18 protein-coding genes are annotated in these 19,238 nt (G+C 34.1%); 1 reads left to right on the forward strand and 17 read right to left on the reverse strand.

All coding sequences use genetic code 11. The features are described from left to right. Nucleotides 1–49: 49 nt before the first annotated feature. On the reverse strand, nucleotides 50–1,159 hold the full coding sequence (locus CLV73_RS05005; RefSeq protein ID WP_100375760.1) for a M14 family zinc carboxypeptidase: 1,110 nt from the start codon (nucleotides 1,157–1,159) through the stop codon (nucleotides 50–52). An 842-nt stretch (nucleotides 1,160–2,001) separates the two neighbouring features. Here CLV73_RS05005 and CLV73_RS05010 point away from each other — a divergent pair. Next, nucleotides 2,002–2,538, forward strand: coding sequence for a helix-turn-helix transcriptional regulator (locus CLV73_RS05010; protein WP_100375761.1), 537 nt, complete (start codon nucleotides 2,002–2,004; stop codon nucleotides 2,536–2,538). A 52-nt stretch (nucleotides 2,539–2,590) separates the two neighbouring features. Here the strand turns inward: CLV73_RS05010 and CLV73_RS05015 are convergent, their stop codons facing one another. The 16 genes from CLV73_RS05015 to CLV73_RS05090 all read right to left on the reverse strand — a co-directional run bounded on the left by CLV73_RS05015 (nucleotide 2,591) and on the right by CLV73_RS05090 (nucleotide 19,109). Then, nucleotides 2,591–3,760, reverse strand: a complete 1,170-nt coding sequence (locus CLV73_RS05015; protein WP_100375762.1) for a proline dehydrogenase family protein — start codon at nucleotides 3,758–3,760, stop codon at nucleotides 2,591–2,593. Nucleotides 3,761–3,825: 65 nt separating this feature from the next. Next, a complete protein-coding gene (locus CLV73_RS05020; protein WP_100375763.1) occupies nucleotides 3,826–4,755 on the reverse strand; it encodes a UbiA family prenyltransferase in 930 nt (309 codons plus the stop codon). 10 nt (nucleotides 4,756–4,765) lie between these two features. Further along, nucleotides 4,766–5,692: a mevalonate kinase family protein gene (locus tag CLV73_RS05025; RefSeq protein WP_100375764.1), complete on the reverse strand. Its 927-nt coding sequence runs from the start codon at nucleotides 5,690–5,692 to the stop codon at nucleotides 4,766–4,768. A gap of 69 nt (nucleotides 5,693–5,761) precedes the next feature. Continuing rightward, a complete protein-coding gene (locus CLV73_RS05030) occupies nucleotides 5,762–7,240 on the reverse strand; it encodes an MFS transporter (RefSeq protein WP_100375765.1) in 1,479 nt (492 codons plus the stop codon). 187 nt (nucleotides 7,241–7,427) lie between these two features. Then, nucleotides 7,428–8,606, reverse strand: a complete 1,179-nt coding sequence (locus CLV73_RS05035) for an acetyl-CoA C-acyltransferase (protein WP_100375766.1) — start codon at nucleotides 8,604–8,606, stop codon at nucleotides 7,428–7,430. Nucleotides 8,607–8,664: 58 nt separating this feature from the next. Beyond that, entirely contained in the window at nucleotides 8,665–9,057 is a 393-nt protein-coding gene (locus CLV73_RS05040) for a hypothetical protein (RefSeq protein WP_100375767.1), read from the reverse strand. A gap of 149 nt (nucleotides 9,058–9,206) precedes the next feature. Then, entirely contained in the window at nucleotides 9,207–10,286 is a 1,080-nt protein-coding gene (locus CLV73_RS05045) for a hypothetical protein (protein ID WP_100375768.1), read from the reverse strand. 87 nt (nucleotides 10,287–10,373) lie between these two features. Further along, entirely contained in the window at nucleotides 10,374–11,063 is a 690-nt protein-coding gene (locus tag CLV73_RS05050) for a hypothetical protein (RefSeq protein WP_100375769.1), read from the reverse strand. Beyond that, nucleotides 11,041–11,583 carry an RNA polymerase sigma factor gene (locus CLV73_RS05055; protein ID WP_100375770.1) on the reverse strand — a complete coding sequence of 181 codons (543 nt, stop codon included), beginning with the start codon at nucleotides 11,581–11,583 and terminating at the stop codon, nucleotides 11,041–11,043. Before CLV73_RS05055 ends, CLV73_RS05050 begins: the two co-directional genes overlap by 23 nt. Before the next feature lie 112 nt (nucleotides 11,584–11,695). Then, complete coding sequence (locus CLV73_RS05060; RefSeq protein WP_100375771.1) at nucleotides 11,696–13,078, reverse strand: nucleoside permease; 1,383 nt, start codon at nucleotides 13,076–13,078, stop codon at nucleotides 11,696–11,698. Between the two features lie 22 nt (nucleotides 13,079–13,100). After that, nucleotides 13,101–13,700, reverse strand: a complete 600-nt coding sequence (locus tag CLV73_RS05065) for a bifunctional nuclease family protein (protein ID WP_100375772.1) — start codon at nucleotides 13,698–13,700, stop codon at nucleotides 13,101–13,103. A 200-nt stretch (nucleotides 13,701–13,900) separates the two neighbouring features. After that, complete coding sequence (locus tag CLV73_RS05070) at nucleotides 13,901–14,848, reverse strand: electron transfer flavoprotein subunit alpha/FixB family protein (RefSeq protein ID WP_100375773.1); 948 nt, start codon at nucleotides 14,846–14,848, stop codon at nucleotides 13,901–13,903. Between the two features lie 42 nt (nucleotides 14,849–14,890). Beyond that, entirely contained in the window at nucleotides 14,891–15,637 is a 747-nt protein-coding gene (locus CLV73_RS05075) for an electron transfer flavoprotein subunit beta/FixA family protein (RefSeq protein WP_100375774.1), read from the reverse strand. 150 nt (nucleotides 15,638–15,787) lie between these two features. Then, nucleotides 15,788–16,495, reverse strand: coding sequence for an SDR family oxidoreductase (locus CLV73_RS05080; RefSeq protein WP_100375775.1), 708 nt, complete (start codon nucleotides 16,493–16,495; stop codon nucleotides 15,788–15,790). 73 nt (nucleotides 16,496–16,568) lie between these two features. After that, a complete protein-coding gene (locus CLV73_RS05085; protein ID WP_100375776.1) occupies nucleotides 16,569–17,594 on the reverse strand; it encodes a T9SS type A sorting domain-containing protein in 1,026 nt (341 codons plus the stop codon). Nucleotides 17,595–17,726: 132 nt separating this feature from the next. Continuing rightward, nucleotides 17,727–19,109 (reverse strand): dipeptidase, encoded by a 1,383-nt coding sequence (locus tag CLV73_RS05090; protein ID WP_100375777.1) that lies wholly within the window; start codon nucleotides 19,107–19,109, stop codon nucleotides 17,727–17,729. Between the last annotated feature and the right edge of the window lie 129 nt (nucleotides 19,110–19,238).

Raw genomic sequence — 19,238 nt, forward strand, 5'->3', positions numbered from 1 at the left:
GTCGAAATGACAGTAATATAAAAAAGCGGAACAGTTTGTTCCGCTTTTTTTAGTCTTCTATTGTAAAATTTACTTCCTCATCCAGTTTAGGATATTTAGTAGCCGAAATAAATTTCTTTCCTGTACAGTCTATTTCCAGCCAGCCTTTTCGCTGTTTTACATCTCCTACTTCCATTACAAAAGGGATAAAAGATATTTCATCCTTACCTTCTTCTTTTATTTCTCTGTATTGCACCGCCACATCCAAAATACATTCGTGTTCAGTATTCAGCTTTACATTTCTGTAAATAATATCATAATGCGTTTCTCTATTTTCCGGAATATTAAGATACTCTTCCCATCCATCAGTTCCAGAATTAAGCTCACTTATTGCCTTTAAAGCATAATACAATGCAATTGTGTAATATTTTCTCGTACCCTGTCTGGTGTAATCATCTATAAAGTGTCCCCCTTCAAACAAAATAGTAGGCATTCCTGCTTTAATGAAATTATCTCCCGTAGAAGTAGGGTAAAACTCATCTGAATATCTGCCAATCTGGTTAGGAATCATTTCTTTCAGATGATTATAAACATCGGCAATTACTGCCATACATTTTTTCCGGTTCTCCGTCACAGTTCTTTCCACATCCTCAGAAGGAGCCAAAAAGGATAATGTAGCAGGATGAATTCCGTCTGTAGTAAAAATAGTTCTCTGCTCATGAAGATTCAGTGCATAGTCGTACTTTTTAGAAGCTACCGCATTTTTCAGAAATTTAATCTCTGTGCTTGCTTCATTATGAAAATCCCTGTTTAAGTCAATATCTGCTGCGTTGAGTCTTGTCCATCTTTCAGAACCGTCCGGATTGAGCATAAAAATAAAATCCAGCTGGATTTTACTAAACAGTTCTTCTTTCAATTCAGGATGATTATCCAAAGTTATGAGTAAATCGAGCATTGCGTGAGTAGCGTTCGATTCATTTCCGTGCATTTGCGACCAAGCCAGAACAGCAATATTACCGTTACCAATAGTTAACTTATAAATGGGCTTTTCTAAATAGGACTTTCCAATTTCTTGAATATAATCGCTGAGATTCTCCTGTAAGTAAAAAAATAATTTTTCAGGGGAAATATAGCGATTAGGAAAATCAGGATTTTTCTGATAAATCTGTTCAAAGTTCATTATGTAATAATTTACAAGAGTCAAATTTAGCCATTTTTAAGAGAAAAAAGAAATTAACATTTGTAATCACGTTAAACGATGTAAATTGCCAAAATGTCTGTGGATAATTTTGTGGATTAATGATAATTCAAAGCAATATATTTATATTACTTAAAATCAATAATTTATATAATTCATCTAAACCTATATTTAAAATTTACTTTAAATTGATTTCGTCCTGTTTATCAACATTTGGGCGTAATTCTATTAAACATGGAAAAGTGTGGAAAATAGTGTTAATAACTAAATTATACAAATGTAAATTGTTAATAATTTTACTATGAAATTTAAAATCCTCCTCATTTTTAAACTTTATTCCTGAAGTGTAAGTTGTTTAAAATATTCAATCCGGGAAATAGATATTTAGTTTAAATTTAAAAGTTAAATCAGCTAATAATGGCTGTTTAAGGACAAAATGCGGATCAATTCTAGAGCTTTATATTTGAATTTAGTAATGTAATCAGGTATTTACAGTACTCACCTACCCTAAAAGACGGATAATCGTCTAAGAAAGCCTTTAACAATACCTTATTAAGAAGTTTACCAGATCCATTATCACCAAATAATTATTATTGCATTTATCTCAACCTTTACTTGAAGTAAAATGTAAAAAAGTGAATTTTGGGGAAAATTTGTTCATTAAAAATCAGAATTTAATTTTATAAACAATGTAAATTACTGTTTAATAGGTATTTATTTATGTTTACAAATGTATTGTCAACAAGTTTAAAATTGTTTACTTTTGTATTTTGCATTTGTAAACTTTATTTTTACATTTGTAACTCTATTTAAAACCTCTTTTTATGAGTTTAAACGAAAGAATTTCCAAGGTTATAGAATATTCTAATTTTACTCCTTCTGAATTTGCAGACGAGATAGATGTTCAGCGTTCTTCTATTTCACACATCACTTCAGGAAGAAACAAACCCTCATTGGAATTTATCATAAAAATAAAATCACGCTTTCCTGAGATTCTTTGGGACTGGCTCGTTACAGGTGAAGGACAAATGCTGAAATCCGATTTACCCGAAGCCAAAGAAATTATTGAAGAAAAAGCTGAAGAAGTTTTAAAGCCAACCTCCCTTCCCGATCTTTTCACGATGATTAATGACAATGAAGATTTCGGTTCGGAAGAAACTGAAATCAGGCCTTCAAAACAAAGTCCTGGAGAATCGTTTATACCGCACCAAAGTACAGCACAGGAAAAAATATCCGATTCTCAGCGATTAGAAAATTCTCATCAGCAAATAATTAATCAAGTCCCTATAAATCAGCAAAGTAAGATAAAACGAATTGTTCTCTTCTACGAAAATGGAAAATTTGAAAGTTTTGAGCCATAAAAAAGTCTGATCAAAAATGATCAGACTTTTTATTTTTTATATTCAAGGAAAGCTATCTTCCTTTTCTTCTTTCCAGTTCTTTTTTGATAAGACCTAATTCTCTTCCGGTTTGTCCGGCAACAGAAGTATTTTCCTGGGCTCTTCTTGTAAGATATGGAACTACATCTTTCACAGGTCCGTAAGGAAGGTATTTAGCTACATTATAGCCTTTATCAGACAAATAAAAGGTAATATTATCACTCATCCCGTAAAGCTGTCCAAAATACACATGAGGATTACCATTTTCAAGATTTTTAGCCTTCATTTTGTCCATGATCAGCTCAGAAGAAATCTCGTTATGGGTTCCAAAGAAAGCAGATACCTTATCTAAATGATTCATCACAAAATCAATTCCTGCATTATAATTCTTATCTGAAGATTCTTTATTAGGCTGGATCGGATCCGGATATCCTTTTTCGGCAGCTCTGGCTCTCTCTTTTTCCATGTAAGCTCCACGAACAATTTTATATCCGATAAAATACCCTTTTTCTCTTGCTCGTTGAAGATTTTCTTCCATATACTCCAGTCTTCCGGTTCTGTACATCTGGATTGTATTCCAAACAATAGGTTTCTCCTGATTGTACTTTTCCATCATTTCTTCACAAAGATGATCTGCAGCGTCCTGCATCCAGGTTTCTTCTGCATCTACCATTACTTTTTTATCATGTTCGTGGCAAAGTTTACATACTTCATCAAACCTTCTTACGACTCTTTCCCATTCTTCTTTCTGGCTGGATGTAAGCTCTGCATTTTTACCGACAGCTTCATACAAATCGATTCTTCCGAAGGCAGTAGGCTTAAAAACAATAAAAGGAATCGCCGGATTTCCTACGGAAAATCTTACGATATCTTTAATCTCATTACACACTGCATCAAAAGTTGCTTCATCTTCTTTACCTTCAATAGAGTAATCAAAGATACTTCCAACTCCTCTTTTAAACAGCTGTTTCACCACTTTCATGCTCTCTTCACGGGTCTCCCCGCCACAAAATTGTTCAAATAATGTATTCTTTACAATTCCGGTAACAAAAGGAAAATTATTATGAACGGTGAAATTAAGAACAGAAGTTCCTACTTTAGTCAGTGAAGGCTGTTCAATCATTTTGAACATCCAATACGCTTTCTTTAACTGTGCATCAGATTTATCTGCGAATGCAACTTTAGTATCGTTAAAAATGGGCATTACAATTATATAGTTTAGGGTTTTGCAAAGGTAAGCAAACCTTAGTTTTTTTAAAGAATTTTTTCCTATAATTTATTCTCTATGCCATTGAGCAGCATCGCAATAATTCCGACAAAAACCCAAAATCTTAAAACATTAAGTGTCAAGAATTTGCTTTTTCTAGAGTAGTTTAAAATAAGATAAACACATAGAATCATAATGAATATTCCACCTGTAAAATAATAAGCCATGAAACCGGAAATCCCGGTACGGGTAATCAATTTCATTGAAACTGCCATCGTGATGATCAGTAATGAAATGATAATAATTTTAGTGTTCCTGGTCGTAAAATAATTGGGAATGGTAACATAATCGAAGACTTTATCTACTCTTTTTGTTAATGTATCTTTTACAATATCAATGCATAAGAGAATAAGAAACAGAAAAACTGCCATTAATAAAACTTTCTTTGAAAAGGTTCCGTAATATACCATCATTCCAAAGAAAGGATATAAAGTAAGGCTTACAAAAGTGAGATTATTTAAAATTAAAACGCGACTTAATTTATGACTATAAAACCACATAAAGAACTGGTAGATAACAAAAAACAAAAATACGCGATGCGAAATCAGCCAAGCCACTCCCAAAGAAAGAATGCTTAAAAACAGATAAGCATACAAAAAGTATTTCTGCTTGATGAAACTTTGGATTCTTGTTCTGAACGGTTTTACCATATGATCTTTTTCAAAATCATAGAACTGATTAATGATTCCTCCCGCAAGAATGGTGAGAACCGTACAAAAAATAATGCCATGAACCTTAAAATCAAAGACAAATTTTCTGAAGTTTTCATCCTGATTAAAAAGAAAAAACGTGGAAACGTATAAGGCAAATGTAAGTAAGGCAGCAATAAAAAAGCGGGCTCCTAAAAGAAAGCCTACGAATTGCGAAAATCTGTAAAATAGAGATTTCTGAATATATTTTTTCTGTTGGAAAGTTTCTTTTTCAGAATTCATTCCAGGCTGTTTAAAATCTGTAAATCACCTCTTTTTGGAAACCATCAAGCATTTTTTCAGCTTTTTCATAATCCTGGGTAAAGCCCAAAATATATCCTCCACCGCCACTTCCGCAAAGTTTCAGGTAGTAGGCATTAGAATCTAGGCCTTTTTTCCAGATATTAAAAATACTCTCGGGAATCATTGGACGAAAATGTTCGTATGCCCAATGAGAGAGCTTTTTAAGGTTTCTAAAGAACGGATTCATATCTTTTTTAAGGAAAGATTCTATGCATGCATTATTATAGCGGATAAACTCTTCTTTCAACGTTTTACGGAAACCTTCGGCCTTCATTTTTTCAAAGAAAATCTGAATCATTGGTCCTGTTTCGCCAGTAATTCCTGAATCTATAAGGAATATAGCTCCTTTTCCAACCTGACCGTCCGGAATAGCGACTTTATCTAAGTTTTCTTTATTTTCGATAAGAATCGGAAGATTCATATAACAGATCAACGGATCCATCCCTGAACTTTTACCGTGAAAATAGCTTTCCATTTCTCCGAAAACTGCTTTCAGATTTTTTAAAATTTCTTTGGAAATTGTCTCCGGATTAAGCTTTTTAACAGAATATTTTTCAAAAATAGCAGCGACTAAAGCTCCTGAACTTCCTACCCCATATCCCTGCGGAATATTGGAATCAAAGAAAAGCCCGTTAGAAATATCTGTTTTAAAACGATCAATATCAAGCTTAAAATCTTCTGAAAGACTTAAATCAGCTAAATAATCTGAATATTTTTGTAGATGATGGTTCGATTTTCTTTCAAACTCTGCCGAAAGGTCAGAATATTTTAAAGTTCCTTTATAAAAACTGTAAGGTACTACCAAACCTTGGGAATCTTCAATCATTCCGTATTCACCGAACAAAATTATTTTTGCGTAGAATAAAGGGTTTGTCATTTCTTTAAAGTTATTTTAAAAACTTTCTGCAAAGTTACTGAATATTAACAAAATTCAAGCCATTTTATATTAAATCTTAGCTTTTAAAAATCTAATAAAAATAATCCCTACCGCAAAAAATGCAGACATTGTGATAAAAGCATATTGCATATTATGAAACTTCTGAATGAAAACACTGAAAATAAGCATTCCGCAGATAATTGCTATCTTTTCAAGCACATCATAAAAACTGAAATAGGTAGTGTTTTCCATAGAATTTTCCGGCAAAAGTTTAGAATAGGTAGATCTCGACATTGCCTGAAGACCACCCATTACCAGACCGATTAAACCAGCTAATCCATAAAACTGAAGCTGTAGATTCGGATTTTCCTTGTTTAATGAGTAAGCTGATAAACAACAGATAATCCAAATAATGACTGCAATCGTAATTACATTTTTATTCCCTATCTTTTTAGATAATTTTGAGAAAAGAAAGGCACCGAAGATTGCAATAATCTGAATGACCAAAATGGTAATAATCAACTTGTATTTATCTGCTTCTTTTGGGAAAATTACTGTACTTCCGAAAGGCACTGCCATTAGGAAAATAGTCTGCATTCCTACACTGTAAAAGAAAAAGCTGGACAGGAAGAACTTTAGCCCTCTATCTGAAAACAGTTTGTTTCCAACACTAAATAATTCTTTAAAACTTTCTTTGGCAATATCTTTATAAAAGCTGAGATTATCTTTTAATACTTCAAAAAAGCCACCTTGCTCTTCGTGTTTTTTAAATATGTTCTTATAATTTAAAAGCACTAAATCTTTAGGAAGTTTTTCTTTTACATCCCCAAATTGAGGTAAATGTTTAAAGGTATATTGTGAGAAACCAAACCACCAAGCTCCTGTTAATAAAAAGCTGACTCTTATGTAGATTTTAGCCTGCTCCGGACCTTTAGCAACCATCTGGATCAATACCAAACAGATAATCAACAAAACAACAGAGCCTATATATCCATAAATATATCCTTTGGCAGAAAGTGCATCTTGTTTTTCCGGAGTTGCTATATCAGGTAAAAATGAATTGTAAAATACCAAACTTCCCCAAAAACCGACACTTGCAGTAATGCTAAAAAGTAATCCCAAAAATACGTTTTCCATACCTGTAAACATTGCTAACCCCATACAGGAAGTTGCTCCGAGATAACAGAAAAACTGAAGGAAGGATTTTTTATTTCCGATTGTATCTGCCAAAGAGGAAAGGAACGGAGACAAAAGCACAACCAAAATAAATGAAATCGCGTAAGAAAAGCTCAAAACCGCTTCCGGTTCGTAGGCTTCTCCAAATATCTTGATCATATTTCTCACCGGAATTTCCTGAATTTCCTTTGCTTCAGGAACATATTCTTTTTTATTATAAGCAGTGGTAAGAATGGTATAATAAATAGGAAATATTGCAGATGTAATTACTAAGGAATATACTGAATTTGCCCAGTCATAAACAGCCCAGGCTTTCATTATTTTAGGATTATTCTTTATAATTTGAGGTTGTGGATTCTCAATTTCAGACATTTCAAAAAAGTATTAGTAGCACAAAAATAACAAAACCTCCGAATATTCGGGAGTTTTTATTTTTTTTCGGTGAAATTTTATTATTAGGTTAAAATTCGGACACTTTTGAGGTGGTATTTTATTAATAAAAAAACAAAAAATCCGAAAGAAATAACTTCCGGATTTTTATCTACGATTAAAATAAATATTACATATTCTCAATAACAATCGCCGAAGCACCACCACCACCATTACAGATCGCTGCAGCACCATATTTAGCGTTATTTTGTTTTAAAACATTGATCAGAGTAACAATTATTCTAGAACCTGAACTTCCAAGTGGGTGACCAAGAGCTACTGCTCCTCCGTTTACATTTACTTTAGAAGCGTCTAATCCTAAAATTTTATTATTTGCCAAGCCTACTACAGAAAATGCTTCATTAAATTCGAAGAAATCTATATCCGTAAGCTCTAATCCAGCTTTTTTAAGAGCAATTGGTAATGCTTTTGAAGGTGCAGTCGTGAAATCTTCAGGCGCCTGAGCCGCATCAGCATAAGAAACGATTCTTGCCAAAGGCTTCAGACCTAATTCTCCCATTTTTTCTTTAGAAACAAGGATCAAAGCAGAAGCTCCGTCATTAAGAGTGGACGCATTAGCTGCCGTTACCGTACCTTCTTCTTTTTTGAAAACAGTCGGAAGAGTCGGAATTCTGTCAAAACTTACAGCCTTATATTCTTCATCTTCAGCAAAAATAACAGGTTCTCCTTTTCTTTGAGGAATGGAAACCGGAACTACTTCTTCTGCGAATTTTCCTTCGCTCCAAGCTTTTGCTGATCTTTTGTAAGACTCAATAGCAAAATTATCCTGCTCTTCTCTTGAAATATTATAGTCAGTAGCACATTTCTCTGCACAAACTCCCATATGAACTTTGTTGTAAACGTCTGTAAGTCCGTCAATAACCATTCCGTCCAACATTTTTACATCTCCTAGTTTTGTAGCATTTCTTGCATTATAGTAGTGAGGAACTGAAGACATATTTTCCATACCTCCGGCAACGATTATGTCTGCATCTCCTGCTTTAATTGCCTGCGCAGCCATAGAAACAGCTTTCATTCCTGAAGCACAAACTTTATTTACTGTAGTAGAAGGTGTTTCAATAGAAAGCCCAGCTCCTAAAGCTACCTGACGAGCCGGAGCCTGTCCTTCTCCTGCCTGTAACACATTTCCCATATAGATTTCCTGAACCAATTTCGGGTCAAGACCAATTTTATCTAATGCTCCTTTTACAGCCACAGATCCTAATTTTGTAGCCGGAACTGTTGATAAGCTTCCCATAAAGCTTCCCATAGGAGTTCTTACTGCGGAAACAATGAATACCTCTTTCATGTCTATACTTTTATTTTTATATTTTTTATTTTATTTTGAACCTTTCGGTATTTTATATTTAATTCAAATTCTTAGCATTGCTTTTAACTAAAATCATCAGGAAAGCTCCTAAAAATTCTACTATCCAGCCCCACCTTAATTTAACGATACCTGCAAAAGTTTCTACCCAGGATTTAAAGGGTAAAAAACTAAAGTATTCTTTAGACTGAAACTTAATTGCAAATAAGGTAAAACAAAATAGCAGCAATAACAGAATTCCAAAAATTCTTCCTATTTTGATATTATTATTTACAATACCCAAAATAGCACAGGCTGATAAAATCCAGCACATAATGGCCAAATAATGATTAAGATCCCAATAATTCCAATTTCCAACCACAGGAACATGAACTAGGGGCAAAAAACTACCAATAATCACTAAAATTAACCCTACTAATTGAATATTTTTCATATTTCTTAAAGTGCCAAAATACAAAAAAAAACACACTTAAAATCAGTGTGTTTTAAAAACGTGTTATTTATAGACAATCAATTATTAATAATAAAAATTTTAAAACAAATTTAAATAATTCGTAATAAAACACATTAAATTTTGTTAACTTAAAAATTAACATAAAGCAATTCTAATCCAATCTGAATGCCATATTTATTATTTATCTTGGCATTCTCATTAAAAATCGGAGTAAAATCTTTCTTTATAAACACATTCAAAGCCCCATATCCTAAAGATACCTTCCCGCCAAATAAAAAGTTATTCACAGAACCATTGATATTTTCTCTGTAGTTCACTTTATGGTCTTCAAAATTTTTATATAAAATCTGACTTTGCGACAAATATCTTATTCCTCCATAAATTCCAGCTGAGATTCTAAAGTTTCCTTTGGAATTATCCAGCATCTTTTCATTATTTTCAGTTGTATATTTCGGATTTAGAACAAAAACAAAGTCAACCGGAACTGTAATATAATTATTAGCAATTCTCGAATTTCTTAAATATCCGGCAGTAAAATCCTCTAAAAATATCTGACGATCCTGCTGAACAACTACTTTAGAGTCTGCAAGTTTGTAAGTATCATTTCTTAAACCTAGCCCGATACGGTAAAAAACAGGTGAAGTAAGCTTCCCAAGCTGTCTTGTAGCACGATATTCAAAAACAAGGGAGGTAGATCTTCCAAACATAGTTTCCGAGCTGTTTCCCAATGCTAAAGAACCCGCTGATTTTGTAAGATTTGTAAAACCAAAAGAAATATTAAAGTCATCTCCTTTCAACAATTCTTTTTTCGTTTTTTTATAGTCTCTAAAGCTTAAAATAGCATTATTTTGTGTAAATCCTACTCTATCAAAAACTTTGCCTTTTCCCATCACTGAACTTTTCACAAGCTCTTTGGTTGCTTCTTCCAGAGCAACTTTTTGCCCATCTACCTTCTCATTAATGATCTGTTCATATTTTTTTGCCACTTCAGTTCGCTGCTTCTGCTTTTCTTCTGCGGAAAGCTTATTCTCTTTAAAAGTTTTGTCCAATACATCCAGCTCGTCATTCATCTTTGCTTTTTCAGAGACGATAATACTGTCAATTTTTTTGGAATAATTACGCATTTGAACATCTGTATAAGGCGTTTCCTGAGATTTGGCGTAAGAAAATGCCAGCACAGCTGAGAGTAAAGCAACTTTTGTTTTCATGTTATTTTTAATTTTTAGACAATATTTTACTTCCGTCCGGGGTATTCCGGAACTATTTTACTTAACAATATTATTTTTCTGATTATTCTATTTACTTTTCAGGGAATCGGAAATCACTGTAAATCCAAGGATTTTAAGAGAATTTGGGCCTTTGATTTTTATTTTGCTCATATCAATCACACCAAATTTTCTCTGATCATTATAATTCTCTTCTCTTGTCTTGTCCAGTTCTCTACCGATAAGCAGATCTTCTGCGCTGATGTAGGAAACTTTTTTCCGATCGGCTATAAGAGGTTTTTCAGAATTATTTTCCGGTTTTTCAGTTAAAACTGAAGGAACTTCAACTACTATGTTTTCTTCTTCCTTTACCGCTAAACTTTGAAATTTCTCTTTTTCGGATATGTTTTCAGAAGGAAAATAGGATTGGCTATGAATTCTTTTTATTTCCGAAGAAATTGGTTTTTGTATTTGATTTTCATTTAAAACTAACTCCTCATTATGCTTTTCCTGAGGCTCCAGAATAGCTTCTGACGTATTCTGAGTAATTTTTACTTCATCGATTTGAGAAGGGCCTTCTAAGTTAAAATAGAACAAACTTCCCAAAGAAATCAAGACAACAATAACAGCCGCATATTTCCACCACTGGAAGGATGATTTTAATGCGATTTGAGGCTTTTCCTCCAACTTTCCTTCCAATCTCTCCCAAAGATCGGAAGAAGGCTTAATTTCAAGCTCCTCGTAGTCGGATTTTAATTTATTTAGCATATTGTTGTTCATCTTTCTTTTGTTTTAAAAAATCTGCAATCCATTTTTTAGATTTACTCAACTGGCTTTTGCTTGTGCCTTCAGAAATATTGAGAATTTCCGCAATTTCATGATGTTTTTTCTCTTCAAACACATATAAATTGAAGATCAGTCTGTATCCATCCGGCATTTTAGAAAAAATCTCCTCCATATTAATTTCTTCTATTTCTTCCCAATCTTCATAAACATTCCCAATTGCATTTATTTCAACATCTGTGTAAAGGATATTTTTATTTTTCCTGATGAAGTTTATCGAATTATTGACTACGATTTTCCTCAGCCAGAATTGAAAGCTTTTCCACTCTCTACACTCATCAATTTTTGAAAAGCAGATGAAAAAAGAATTCATTAGGATATCTTCTGCATCATGAAGATTATTGACGTAAGAATTTGAAATAGCCAACATTTTCGCCGAGAACATTTCGTAAAGCGCTTTCTGCCCTCTCCGATCCTGTTTTTTTGCCAGTTTAAAATTCTCTTCTAAATTCTTCATGTATCTGTTTCTGTCTATAAGACAATGTATTTTTTAAATGGTTGCCTATAAAAACAAAAAAATTGCACTTTTTTGAAAGTGCAATTTAATATATTAATTATCAATGCTATAATTAATGCTTTACATCAGCTAATTCTTCAGGGTTGTGTTTATGTTTAAATAAAACCGCAAATAAAACGGCAAGTATCAAAGCATAAGCAGCAAAAGAAAGCCATATATTGTGCCAGTCTTTTACCATTACAATAGAAGATAATGTTCCGTCAGGATTAACAACAGCATTAAAGCTCTTTTTCAGTATTCCCAGAAAGGTAGGGTTATCCGGTGTTGTTTCCAAATAGGATGATAAAGATGATGCTGTCGTAAATTTATGGGTAAAAAATTTATCAATTGCCCAACCTGCAGCATAACTTCCGAAAACAGCTCCAAAGCCATTGGTCATCATCATGAAAAGTCCCTGAGCAGAAGAACGTATCTTCTTATCAGTAGTCGTTTCTACGAAAAGGGATCCTGAAATATTAAAGAAATCGAAAGCCATTCCGTAAACAATACAGGAAAGAATAATCAATCCTAAACCAAATCCTTCCGGAATTCCGTAAGCGAAAAATCCGAATCTTAATACCCAGGCCAACATAGACATCAGCATTACCATTTTAATTCCGAATTTCTTTAAAAAGAAAGGAATAGCCAGGATAAATAAGGTTTCCGAAACCTGAGAAATGGACATAATGATCGTTGATCTTTGTACAACGAAAGAATCTGCATATTTCGGGAAATGCTCAAATTCACTCAGAAAAACATCACCATAAGCATTGGTTAGCTGTAAAGCTGCTCCCAATAACATAGAGAACAAGAAAAATAATGCTGTCTTATAATCTTTAAATAATTTAAAAGCATTTAAACCCAATTGTTCTGATAAAGGTGCATTTTTATCAATTAACTTTTGAGGAGGACATTTTGGTAAGGTTAAAGCATAAATTCCTAAGAAAATAGCAACACCACCCGCAATGTAAAACTGTCCTTCTGTAGCTTTATTTCCTGTAAGGTTGGTAATCCACATTGCTACAATAAATCCAATGGTTCCCCAAACACGGATTGGCGGGAAATCTTTTACAACATCCAAAGAGCTGTTCTTTAAAATAGTATAAGAAATAGAGTTTGCCAAAGCAATGGTAGGCATGTAAAAACACATCGCTATAAGCATTACCGAGAAAAAAGAATTGGGGTCTGCAGAGTGTGGCAAAAAGAAAAGCACAATTCCGTAAAGAATATGTAAAGCCGAAAAAATTCTCTCTGCATTTACCCAGCGATCGGCAATAATCCCGGTGATGGTTGGCATAAAAATGGAAGCAATTCCCATGGTCCCGAAAACAGCCCCAAACTGTGCTCCGTCCCAATGTTTTGTGCCAAACCAGAAGTTAGCCATCGTAATCAGCCACGCTCCCCAAACGAAGAACTGTAAAAAGCTGAGGATGGTCAGACGTAATTTTAAATTCATAAGTCAGTATAAAATATCTCTTTTAATCAATTTTCTTTTTTCTCCTCTTGATTTCTTCCTGAATCTCCAAAGCGGTATCATAATCTTCTTCTTTTACCGCTTCATCCAACAATTTTTGAAGTTCTTCCATAGAAACCGATCTCAGATTATCTTCAGTAGAAACTGTTTCGGAAAATGATTGTTCTTCCTTAGCCACTTCTTCTAATTCAAGAAGAATCCCGGCTTCATTCAAGACCTGTTGGGTCGTAAAAATAGGGGCATCAAAACGTACCGCCATTGCTACCGCATCAGAGGTTCTTGCATCAAGGATCAATTCTTCTTCTGTCGCTTTATTTTTAAAGTTGATATTCGAAAAGAAGACTCCGTCTACAATTTGGTAAATGATCACAGAGACCAGTTCATAATTAGCCGAAACGATAAATTTTGTGAATAAATCATGCGTAAGAGGACGGGGCGGATGAATGTCTTTCTCCAGACCAAGAGAAATGGATTGTGCCTCGAAGTTTCCTATAACAACAGGTAATTTTATATGTGTTTCTTCATGTTCCAATAATAATGCGTACGCACCTGATTGGGTCTGGCTGTACGATATTCCGCGAATAATTAGCTGTTTATAATCCATAACTACAAATATAGACTAATTTTTCATAGTTGTTTTCACTTTTTAGACAAAAATAAAAGCCCGGAAGCCGAGCTTTTATCTATGTTATAAGCATTAGAAAGTCGTGAATTTTATTCCATAAGTCAATTTTGTTTCGCAAGTGAATCAATTTACTAAAAAACTAACAAACGCAGCGAATTGACCATTGACAATTCACTTTTTTATCCTTTCAATGCTTTAATTTTCTCTGTTAATGCAGGAATAATCTGGAAAGCATCTCCTACTACACCGTAGTCAGCTGACTTGAAGAACGGCGCTTCTGCATCACTATTGATTACTACAATTGTTTTAGAAGAGTTAACTCCAGCCAAATGCTGAATTGCTCCAGAGATACCTACTGCAATATAAAGATTTGGAGAAATCGCTTTACCTGTTTGTCCTACGTGTTCCGTGTGAGGTCTCCATCCTATATCCGAAACCGGCTTAGAACAAGCTGTTGCAGCACCTAAAACGTTGGCCAAATCTTCGATCATTCCCCAGTTTTCAGGACCTTTCAATCCTCTACCTGCAGAAACTACGATTTCAGCTTCTTTTAAGTCTAATTTACCTGAACTTTGCTCGTGAGAAATTACTTTAGTATCTTCATTAGCTACTGAAAGATTTTTTATTTCTTCTGAACCAGAAACAGCATTTTCTTTCACTCCGAAAGCATTTTGAGAAACCGTAACGATTACTCCTGTTCCTTCAGCTTTTGCATGCATAAAACCTTTTCCTGAAAAAGATTTTCTTTTTACCTGGAAAGGAGAAAGACTTTCCGGAACTGCAATCGCATTGGTAATTAAAGAATGTCCGTTCATGATCGCCAACATGGGAGCGATAGATGAAGCATCTGTAGTATGAGGGAAAACGATGATATTTCCGTTTGCTACTTCACTTACAGCCTGTGCATAAGCTTTAGCTGAGAAGCTTTTTAGCCCTTCATCTTTGATATTGATTACATTTGAAGCTCCATATTTATATAATAAATCTGAAGAATCTGTTGGATTTACAGAGATCGCCGTAACTGTTTCACCAGCCTGATCTGCGATCGCTTTAGCATAAGCAACTGCCTCAAAAGCCGCTTTCTTGTAAACTCCGTTTATATTTTCTGCGTATACGAATACTGCCATTTTTTTAAAATTAAAAGATTAAAAAATTAATGATTAAAAAGATTAAATTACTTTCGCTTCTTCGTGAAGTAATCTTACCAATTCATCCAAATTATCCGGAGAAACTAATTTCACGGCAGCTCTCGGAGGAACACTGTCATAAGAAACTCCCTGAACTTTCACTTCAGAAGAAGTAGGTTCAACGACCTGCAAAGGTTTTGTTCTTGCAGACATAATCCCTCTCATGTTTGGAATGATCAGATCTTTTTCATCTACTAACCCTTTCTGACCAGCGATTACAGCAGGTAATTTTACAGAAATAGTTTCTTTACCTCCTTCAATTTCTCTTACCGCAGTAGCTTCACTTCCGTTTACATCAAGACCTACAGATGCATTTACAAAAGGCTGGTTTAATAGCTGAGCTACCATTCCCGGAACGGAACCCCCATTATAATCGATGGATTCTTTACCGCAAAGAATTAGATCATATCCTCCGTTTTGAGCCACAGCAGCAATTTCTTTTGCTGTAGAATAGCTGTCTTTAGGGTCTAAATTTACTCTTACTGCATCATTTGCTCCAATTGCCAAAGCTTTTCTTACTACCGGCTCTGTAGCTGCATCACCTACGTTAATTACCGTTACTGTAGCTCCTTGAGACTCCTGAAGTTTAATCGCTTTTGTTAACGCAAATTCATCTAATGGATTGATCACCCACTGAATTCCGTTTTTGTCGAAAGCAGATTTATCTGCTGTGAAGTTAATTTTGGAAGTAGTATCCGGAACACTACTTATACAAACTAATATTTTCATGTGTACTTATATTTATTGTTTCTCTGATTGTATAAAATTCAGAACATTTTATACTGAGATTTTACTAAATTAATTTTCGCTAATATAAATAAAATATATATTATGCATGCATAATACTTAGTAATTTATTATTCAACGCATTAGATGTTTTTAATTGGCTGGTTTTGTTGCCCTAAACTCTATCTTACTTGGTAAAACTCTGGGATTCATTTTTAAAATATCCAACACAAGATTTCCCATATCTTCCGGCTGAATCTTCCAGGCATCTTTTTCTGAGGGTACATTTCCATTGAAGTTGGTTGCAACCGATCCCGGCATAATTACCGTTGATTTGATATTATACTTTCTTAAATCGATCATGGCTGCCTGTGTAAAGCCTACAACACCAAATTTTGAAGCATTATAACCTGCTCCATTTTCAAAGAAGTTCGCTCCTGCCAAACTTGAAATGGTAATATAATAACCTTTTGATCTTTTTAATTCTTCCACAGAAGCTTTTAAGGTATAGAAAACGCCTGTTAAATTCGTTTCAATCATATCATTCCATTCTTCAGCGGAAAGCTGATCTACGGGTTTAAAAATTCCTAAACCTGCATTTGCAATTACAAAATCTAATCTCCCAAATTTCTCTTTGATATATTTCACTACCTCCTCTTCACTTTCAAGACTTCTTACGTCCGAAACGATTCCTAAAACATTTTGAGAAACCTTTTTTAAATCTTGTTCAGCTTTTTCCACATCATCTCTTTTCCTTCCGGAAAAAGCTACCGAAACACCATTTTCAAGTAAAATCTTTGCAATCCCGAAACCAATTCCTTTGGTTCCACCTGTTATATAAGCTACTTTATTTTCTACCATTTTTATTAGTTTAAGTTCTTAAAAATAACAAAAACGCCCCACATGGAGCGTTTTAATAGGTAAGATTTATCATCTATTTTTTAATGAATTTCTCAGTAGAAACTCCATCTTTTGTTTCAATATTTATTAAATATGTTCCAGCTGGTAATTTTTTTACATCAACTTTATCACCGTCTAATTTTACATCTAGTTTTCTTCCTGTAAGATCTACAACAGAAACCGCATTGATTTTAGAATCCGATTTTATATTTAAAATGTCAGAAGTTGGATTTGGATAGACAGCCAAGGATACAATAGCATTTTTAACTGGAGTATCATTTACAGATAGAGTTGCCGCATTAGTAAATTCAGCTTGTATATTATCAATTCCAGCTGTATTAGCTACTGTATTGCTAGCAAGCGTTGTATTTACAGCGTCAAATTCTACCGCAACGTCACCTGTAAAAATCGAATATGTTGTATTTCCTGAGAAATTGTAACTTGCATTTGTAGTACCATTGGTATACTGGTAGGTATGTTGTCCTGTTGTTTTGTTATAAATATACGTTACAGTGACCCAAGAATTTGCAGGAAAAGTTTCAGTTCCTAATGTTAAAGTAAGAGTACCTGTTTGGGTAGGATCTGCTACCACCGAAACTCTAGCTTGTCCATATACTTTTTTTGTTTCATAGTCATAAACAATTCCTCCAATTGCTGCTGTACTAGAATATAATTGTATCCCGACTCTTCCTTTTCCTGTTGCTGCCCCTGTATAGATATCCATTTTAGCCCTCACTAAATTATTTGAAGCATTTGCTGTAGTTGATATCGTTTTATAGGCATATCTATTACTTGTATTTGCTCCTGACGCAGGAGGTGCACCAGCTCCTGTAGTAAGATTAAGACTTTTTCCGTGAGAAGCATCAATTGTTGTAACTTGATAATCTGCAGCTGCACCTTGATATATATACCAACTATTTTGTCCAGCTGTAGTACCTGTAACATCAGTGGCCAGATTCCCGTTTGTCAAGGCATCAAAATTTTCTGTAAAAATAGTTTGTGTTTGGCCATAAAGAAAAACTGATCCTGTAATTGTTAAAGTCAATAAAAATTTTCTCATAGTATATTTTTTTTATAAAAATAAAAATAAATATTTAAAAATCAAATATTTAATAAAAAAAACATTCAAAGATATTCACATAATAAAAGAGCACCTCTTTTGGAGATGCTCTTTTATTGATCAGGAAATCCTTTATCTTTTCGTATAATTCTCAAAAAACAAAGGAATACTTTCAATTCCTTTATAGAAATTGAAAAGTCCGTAATGCTCATTTGGAGAATGGATCGCATCAGAATCTAAACCAAATCCCATCAAGACCGATTTAGCACCTAAAACCTGCTCAAACATAGCCGTAATAGGAATACTTCCTCCTCCTCTGTATGGAAGAACTTCTTTTCCGAATGAAGATTCCATGGCTTGTTTTGCTGCTAGGAATTCTTTGGTATCTGTTGGCAATACGTAAGGCATACCTCCGTGATGTGGGGTAACTTTAACCTTTACATTATCCGGAGCGATTTTTTCAAAATATTTTGTGAATTTTTCAGTAATCTCTTCCGGAGTCTGATACGGCACCAAACGCATAGATATTTTTGCAGAAGCTTTAGATGGAATTACCGTTTTAGCTCCTTCTCCTGTATAGCCACCCCAAATACCATTACAGTCTAAAGTTGGACGGATAGACGTTCTTTCAAGCGTCGTATAACCTTTTTCACCTTCCACTCCATTTAGTCCGATAGATTGTTTGAATTCTTCAGGATTATCCTTCAGTTTATTCATATCTGCTCTGTCAGCATCGGAAACCGTTTCTACATTATCATAGAATCCGTCGATAGTAATATGACCATCTTCATCAATCAGCTTAGCAATCATTCTTGAAAGCACATGAATAGGATTTGGAACCGCTCCTCCATAAAGTCCTGAGTGTAAATCTCTGTTGGGACCCTCAATTTCAACTTCTACATAGCTTAGTCCTCTTAATCCCGTTGTTACAGTAGGTTGTTCGTTACTGTAAATATGAGTATCCGAAATTAAAATACAGTCACAAGATAATTTCTCTTTATTTTCATTAACAAAATCTCCTAAACTTACAGAACCCACTTCTTCTTCTCCTTCCAAAATAAATTTAACATTACAAGGCAGAGCATTCGTTTTCATCATTGCTTCAAAAGCTTTCAAATGCATGAAGAACTGCCCCTTATCGTCCGCAGATCCTCTGGCAAAGATAGCTCCTTCAGGGTGAAGTGGAGTTTTTTCAATATACGGTTCAAAAGGTGGTCTTGTCCATAATTCTAACGGATCTGCCGGCTGAACATCATAATGCCCATACACCAAAACTGTTGGTAAATCTTCATTTAAAAATTTTTCACCGAAAACAATAGGATATCCCTTTGTCTGGCAAACTTCTACATTGTCCGCTCCTGCATTTTTAAGATGTGTTGCCACTACCTCTGCACATTTTAAAACGTCATCTTTATACGCGGGATCTGCAGAAATAGAAGGGATTCTCAATAATTCAAATAATTCATCTACGAAACGTTGTTTGTTTTCGTTGATGTAATTTAATGTCTCTTGCATTGTAAAATAATATTTTGTTAAAAGTAAAAAATTTGCCCCGCAGGAACAAACAAAAACATATAATTTTCCTCATGTTTGTTGCAATCAGAAAATTAAATCTTTACCAATTTTAATCCAAAAAAAAATGTC

Origin of the sequence: Chryseobacterium geocarposphaerae, assembly GCF_002797535.1 — a bacterium.
In the GTDB taxonomy this organism is placed as follows: Bacteria; Bacteroidota; Bacteroidia; order Flavobacteriales; family Weeksellaceae; genus Chryseobacterium; species Chryseobacterium geocarposphaerae.

Excerpts from the sequence above, each read along its gene's own strand:
- CLV73_RS05005 (WP_100375760.1), bottom strand. The coding sequence starts at position 1,159 with ATGAACTTTGAACAGATTTATCAGAAAAATCCTGATTTTCCTAATCGC.
- CLV73_RS05010 (WP_100375761.1), top strand. The coding sequence starts at position 2,002 with ATGAGTTTAAACGAAAGAATTTCCAAGGTTATAGAATATTCTAATTTT.
- CLV73_RS05015 (WP_100375762.1), bottom strand. The coding sequence starts at position 3,760 with ATGCCCATTTTTAACGATACTAAAGTTGCATTCGCAGATAAATCTGAT.
- CLV73_RS05020 (WP_100375763.1), bottom strand. The coding sequence starts at position 4,755 with ATGAATTCTGAAAAAGAAACTTTCCAACAGAAAAAATATATTCAGAAA.
- CLV73_RS05025 (WP_100375764.1), bottom strand. The coding sequence starts at position 5,692 with ATGACAAACCCTTTATTCTACGCAAAAATAATTTTGTTCGGTGAATAC.
- CLV73_RS05030 (WP_100375765.1), bottom strand. The coding sequence starts at position 7,240 with ATGTCTGAAATTGAGAATCCACAACCTCAAATTATAAAGAATAATCCT.
- CLV73_RS05035 (WP_100375766.1), bottom strand. The coding sequence starts at position 8,606 with ATGAAAGAGGTATTCATTGTTTCCGCAGTAAGAACTCCTATGGGAAGC.
- CLV73_RS05040 (WP_100375767.1), bottom strand. The coding sequence starts at position 9,057 with ATGAAAAATATTCAATTAGTAGGGTTAATTTTAGTGATTATTGGTAGT.
- CLV73_RS05045 (WP_100375768.1), bottom strand. The coding sequence starts at position 10,286 with ATGAAAACAAAAGTTGCTTTACTCTCAGCTGTGCTGGCATTTTCTTAC.
- CLV73_RS05050 (WP_100375769.1), bottom strand. The coding sequence starts at position 11,063 with ATGAACAACAATATGCTAAATAAATTAAAATCCGACTACGAGGAGCTT.
- CLV73_RS05055 (WP_100375770.1), bottom strand. The coding sequence starts at position 11,583 with ATGAAGAATTTAGAAGAGAATTTTAAACTGGCAAAAAAACAGGATCGG.
- CLV73_RS05060 (WP_100375771.1), bottom strand. The coding sequence starts at position 13,078 with ATGAATTTAAAATTACGTCTGACCATCCTCAGCTTTTTACAGTTCTTC.
- CLV73_RS05065 (WP_100375772.1), bottom strand. The coding sequence starts at position 13,700 with ATGGATTATAAACAGCTAATTATTCGCGGAATATCGTACAGCCAGACC.
- CLV73_RS05070 (WP_100375773.1), bottom strand. The coding sequence starts at position 14,848 with ATGGCAGTATTCGTATACGCAGAAAATATAAACGGAGTTTACAAGAAA.
- CLV73_RS05075 (WP_100375774.1), bottom strand. The coding sequence starts at position 15,637 with ATGAAAATATTAGTTTGTATAAGTAGTGTTCCGGATACTACTTCCAAA.
- CLV73_RS05080 (WP_100375775.1), bottom strand. The coding sequence starts at position 16,495 with ATGGTAGAAAATAAAGTAGCTTATATAACAGGTGGAACCAAAGGAATT.
- CLV73_RS05085 (WP_100375776.1), bottom strand. The coding sequence starts at position 17,594 with ATGAGAAAATTTTTATTGACTTTAACAATTACAGGATCAGTTTTTCTT.
- CLV73_RS05090 (WP_100375777.1), bottom strand. The coding sequence starts at position 19,109 with ATGCAAGAGACATTAAATTACATCAACGAAAACAAACAACGTTTCGTA.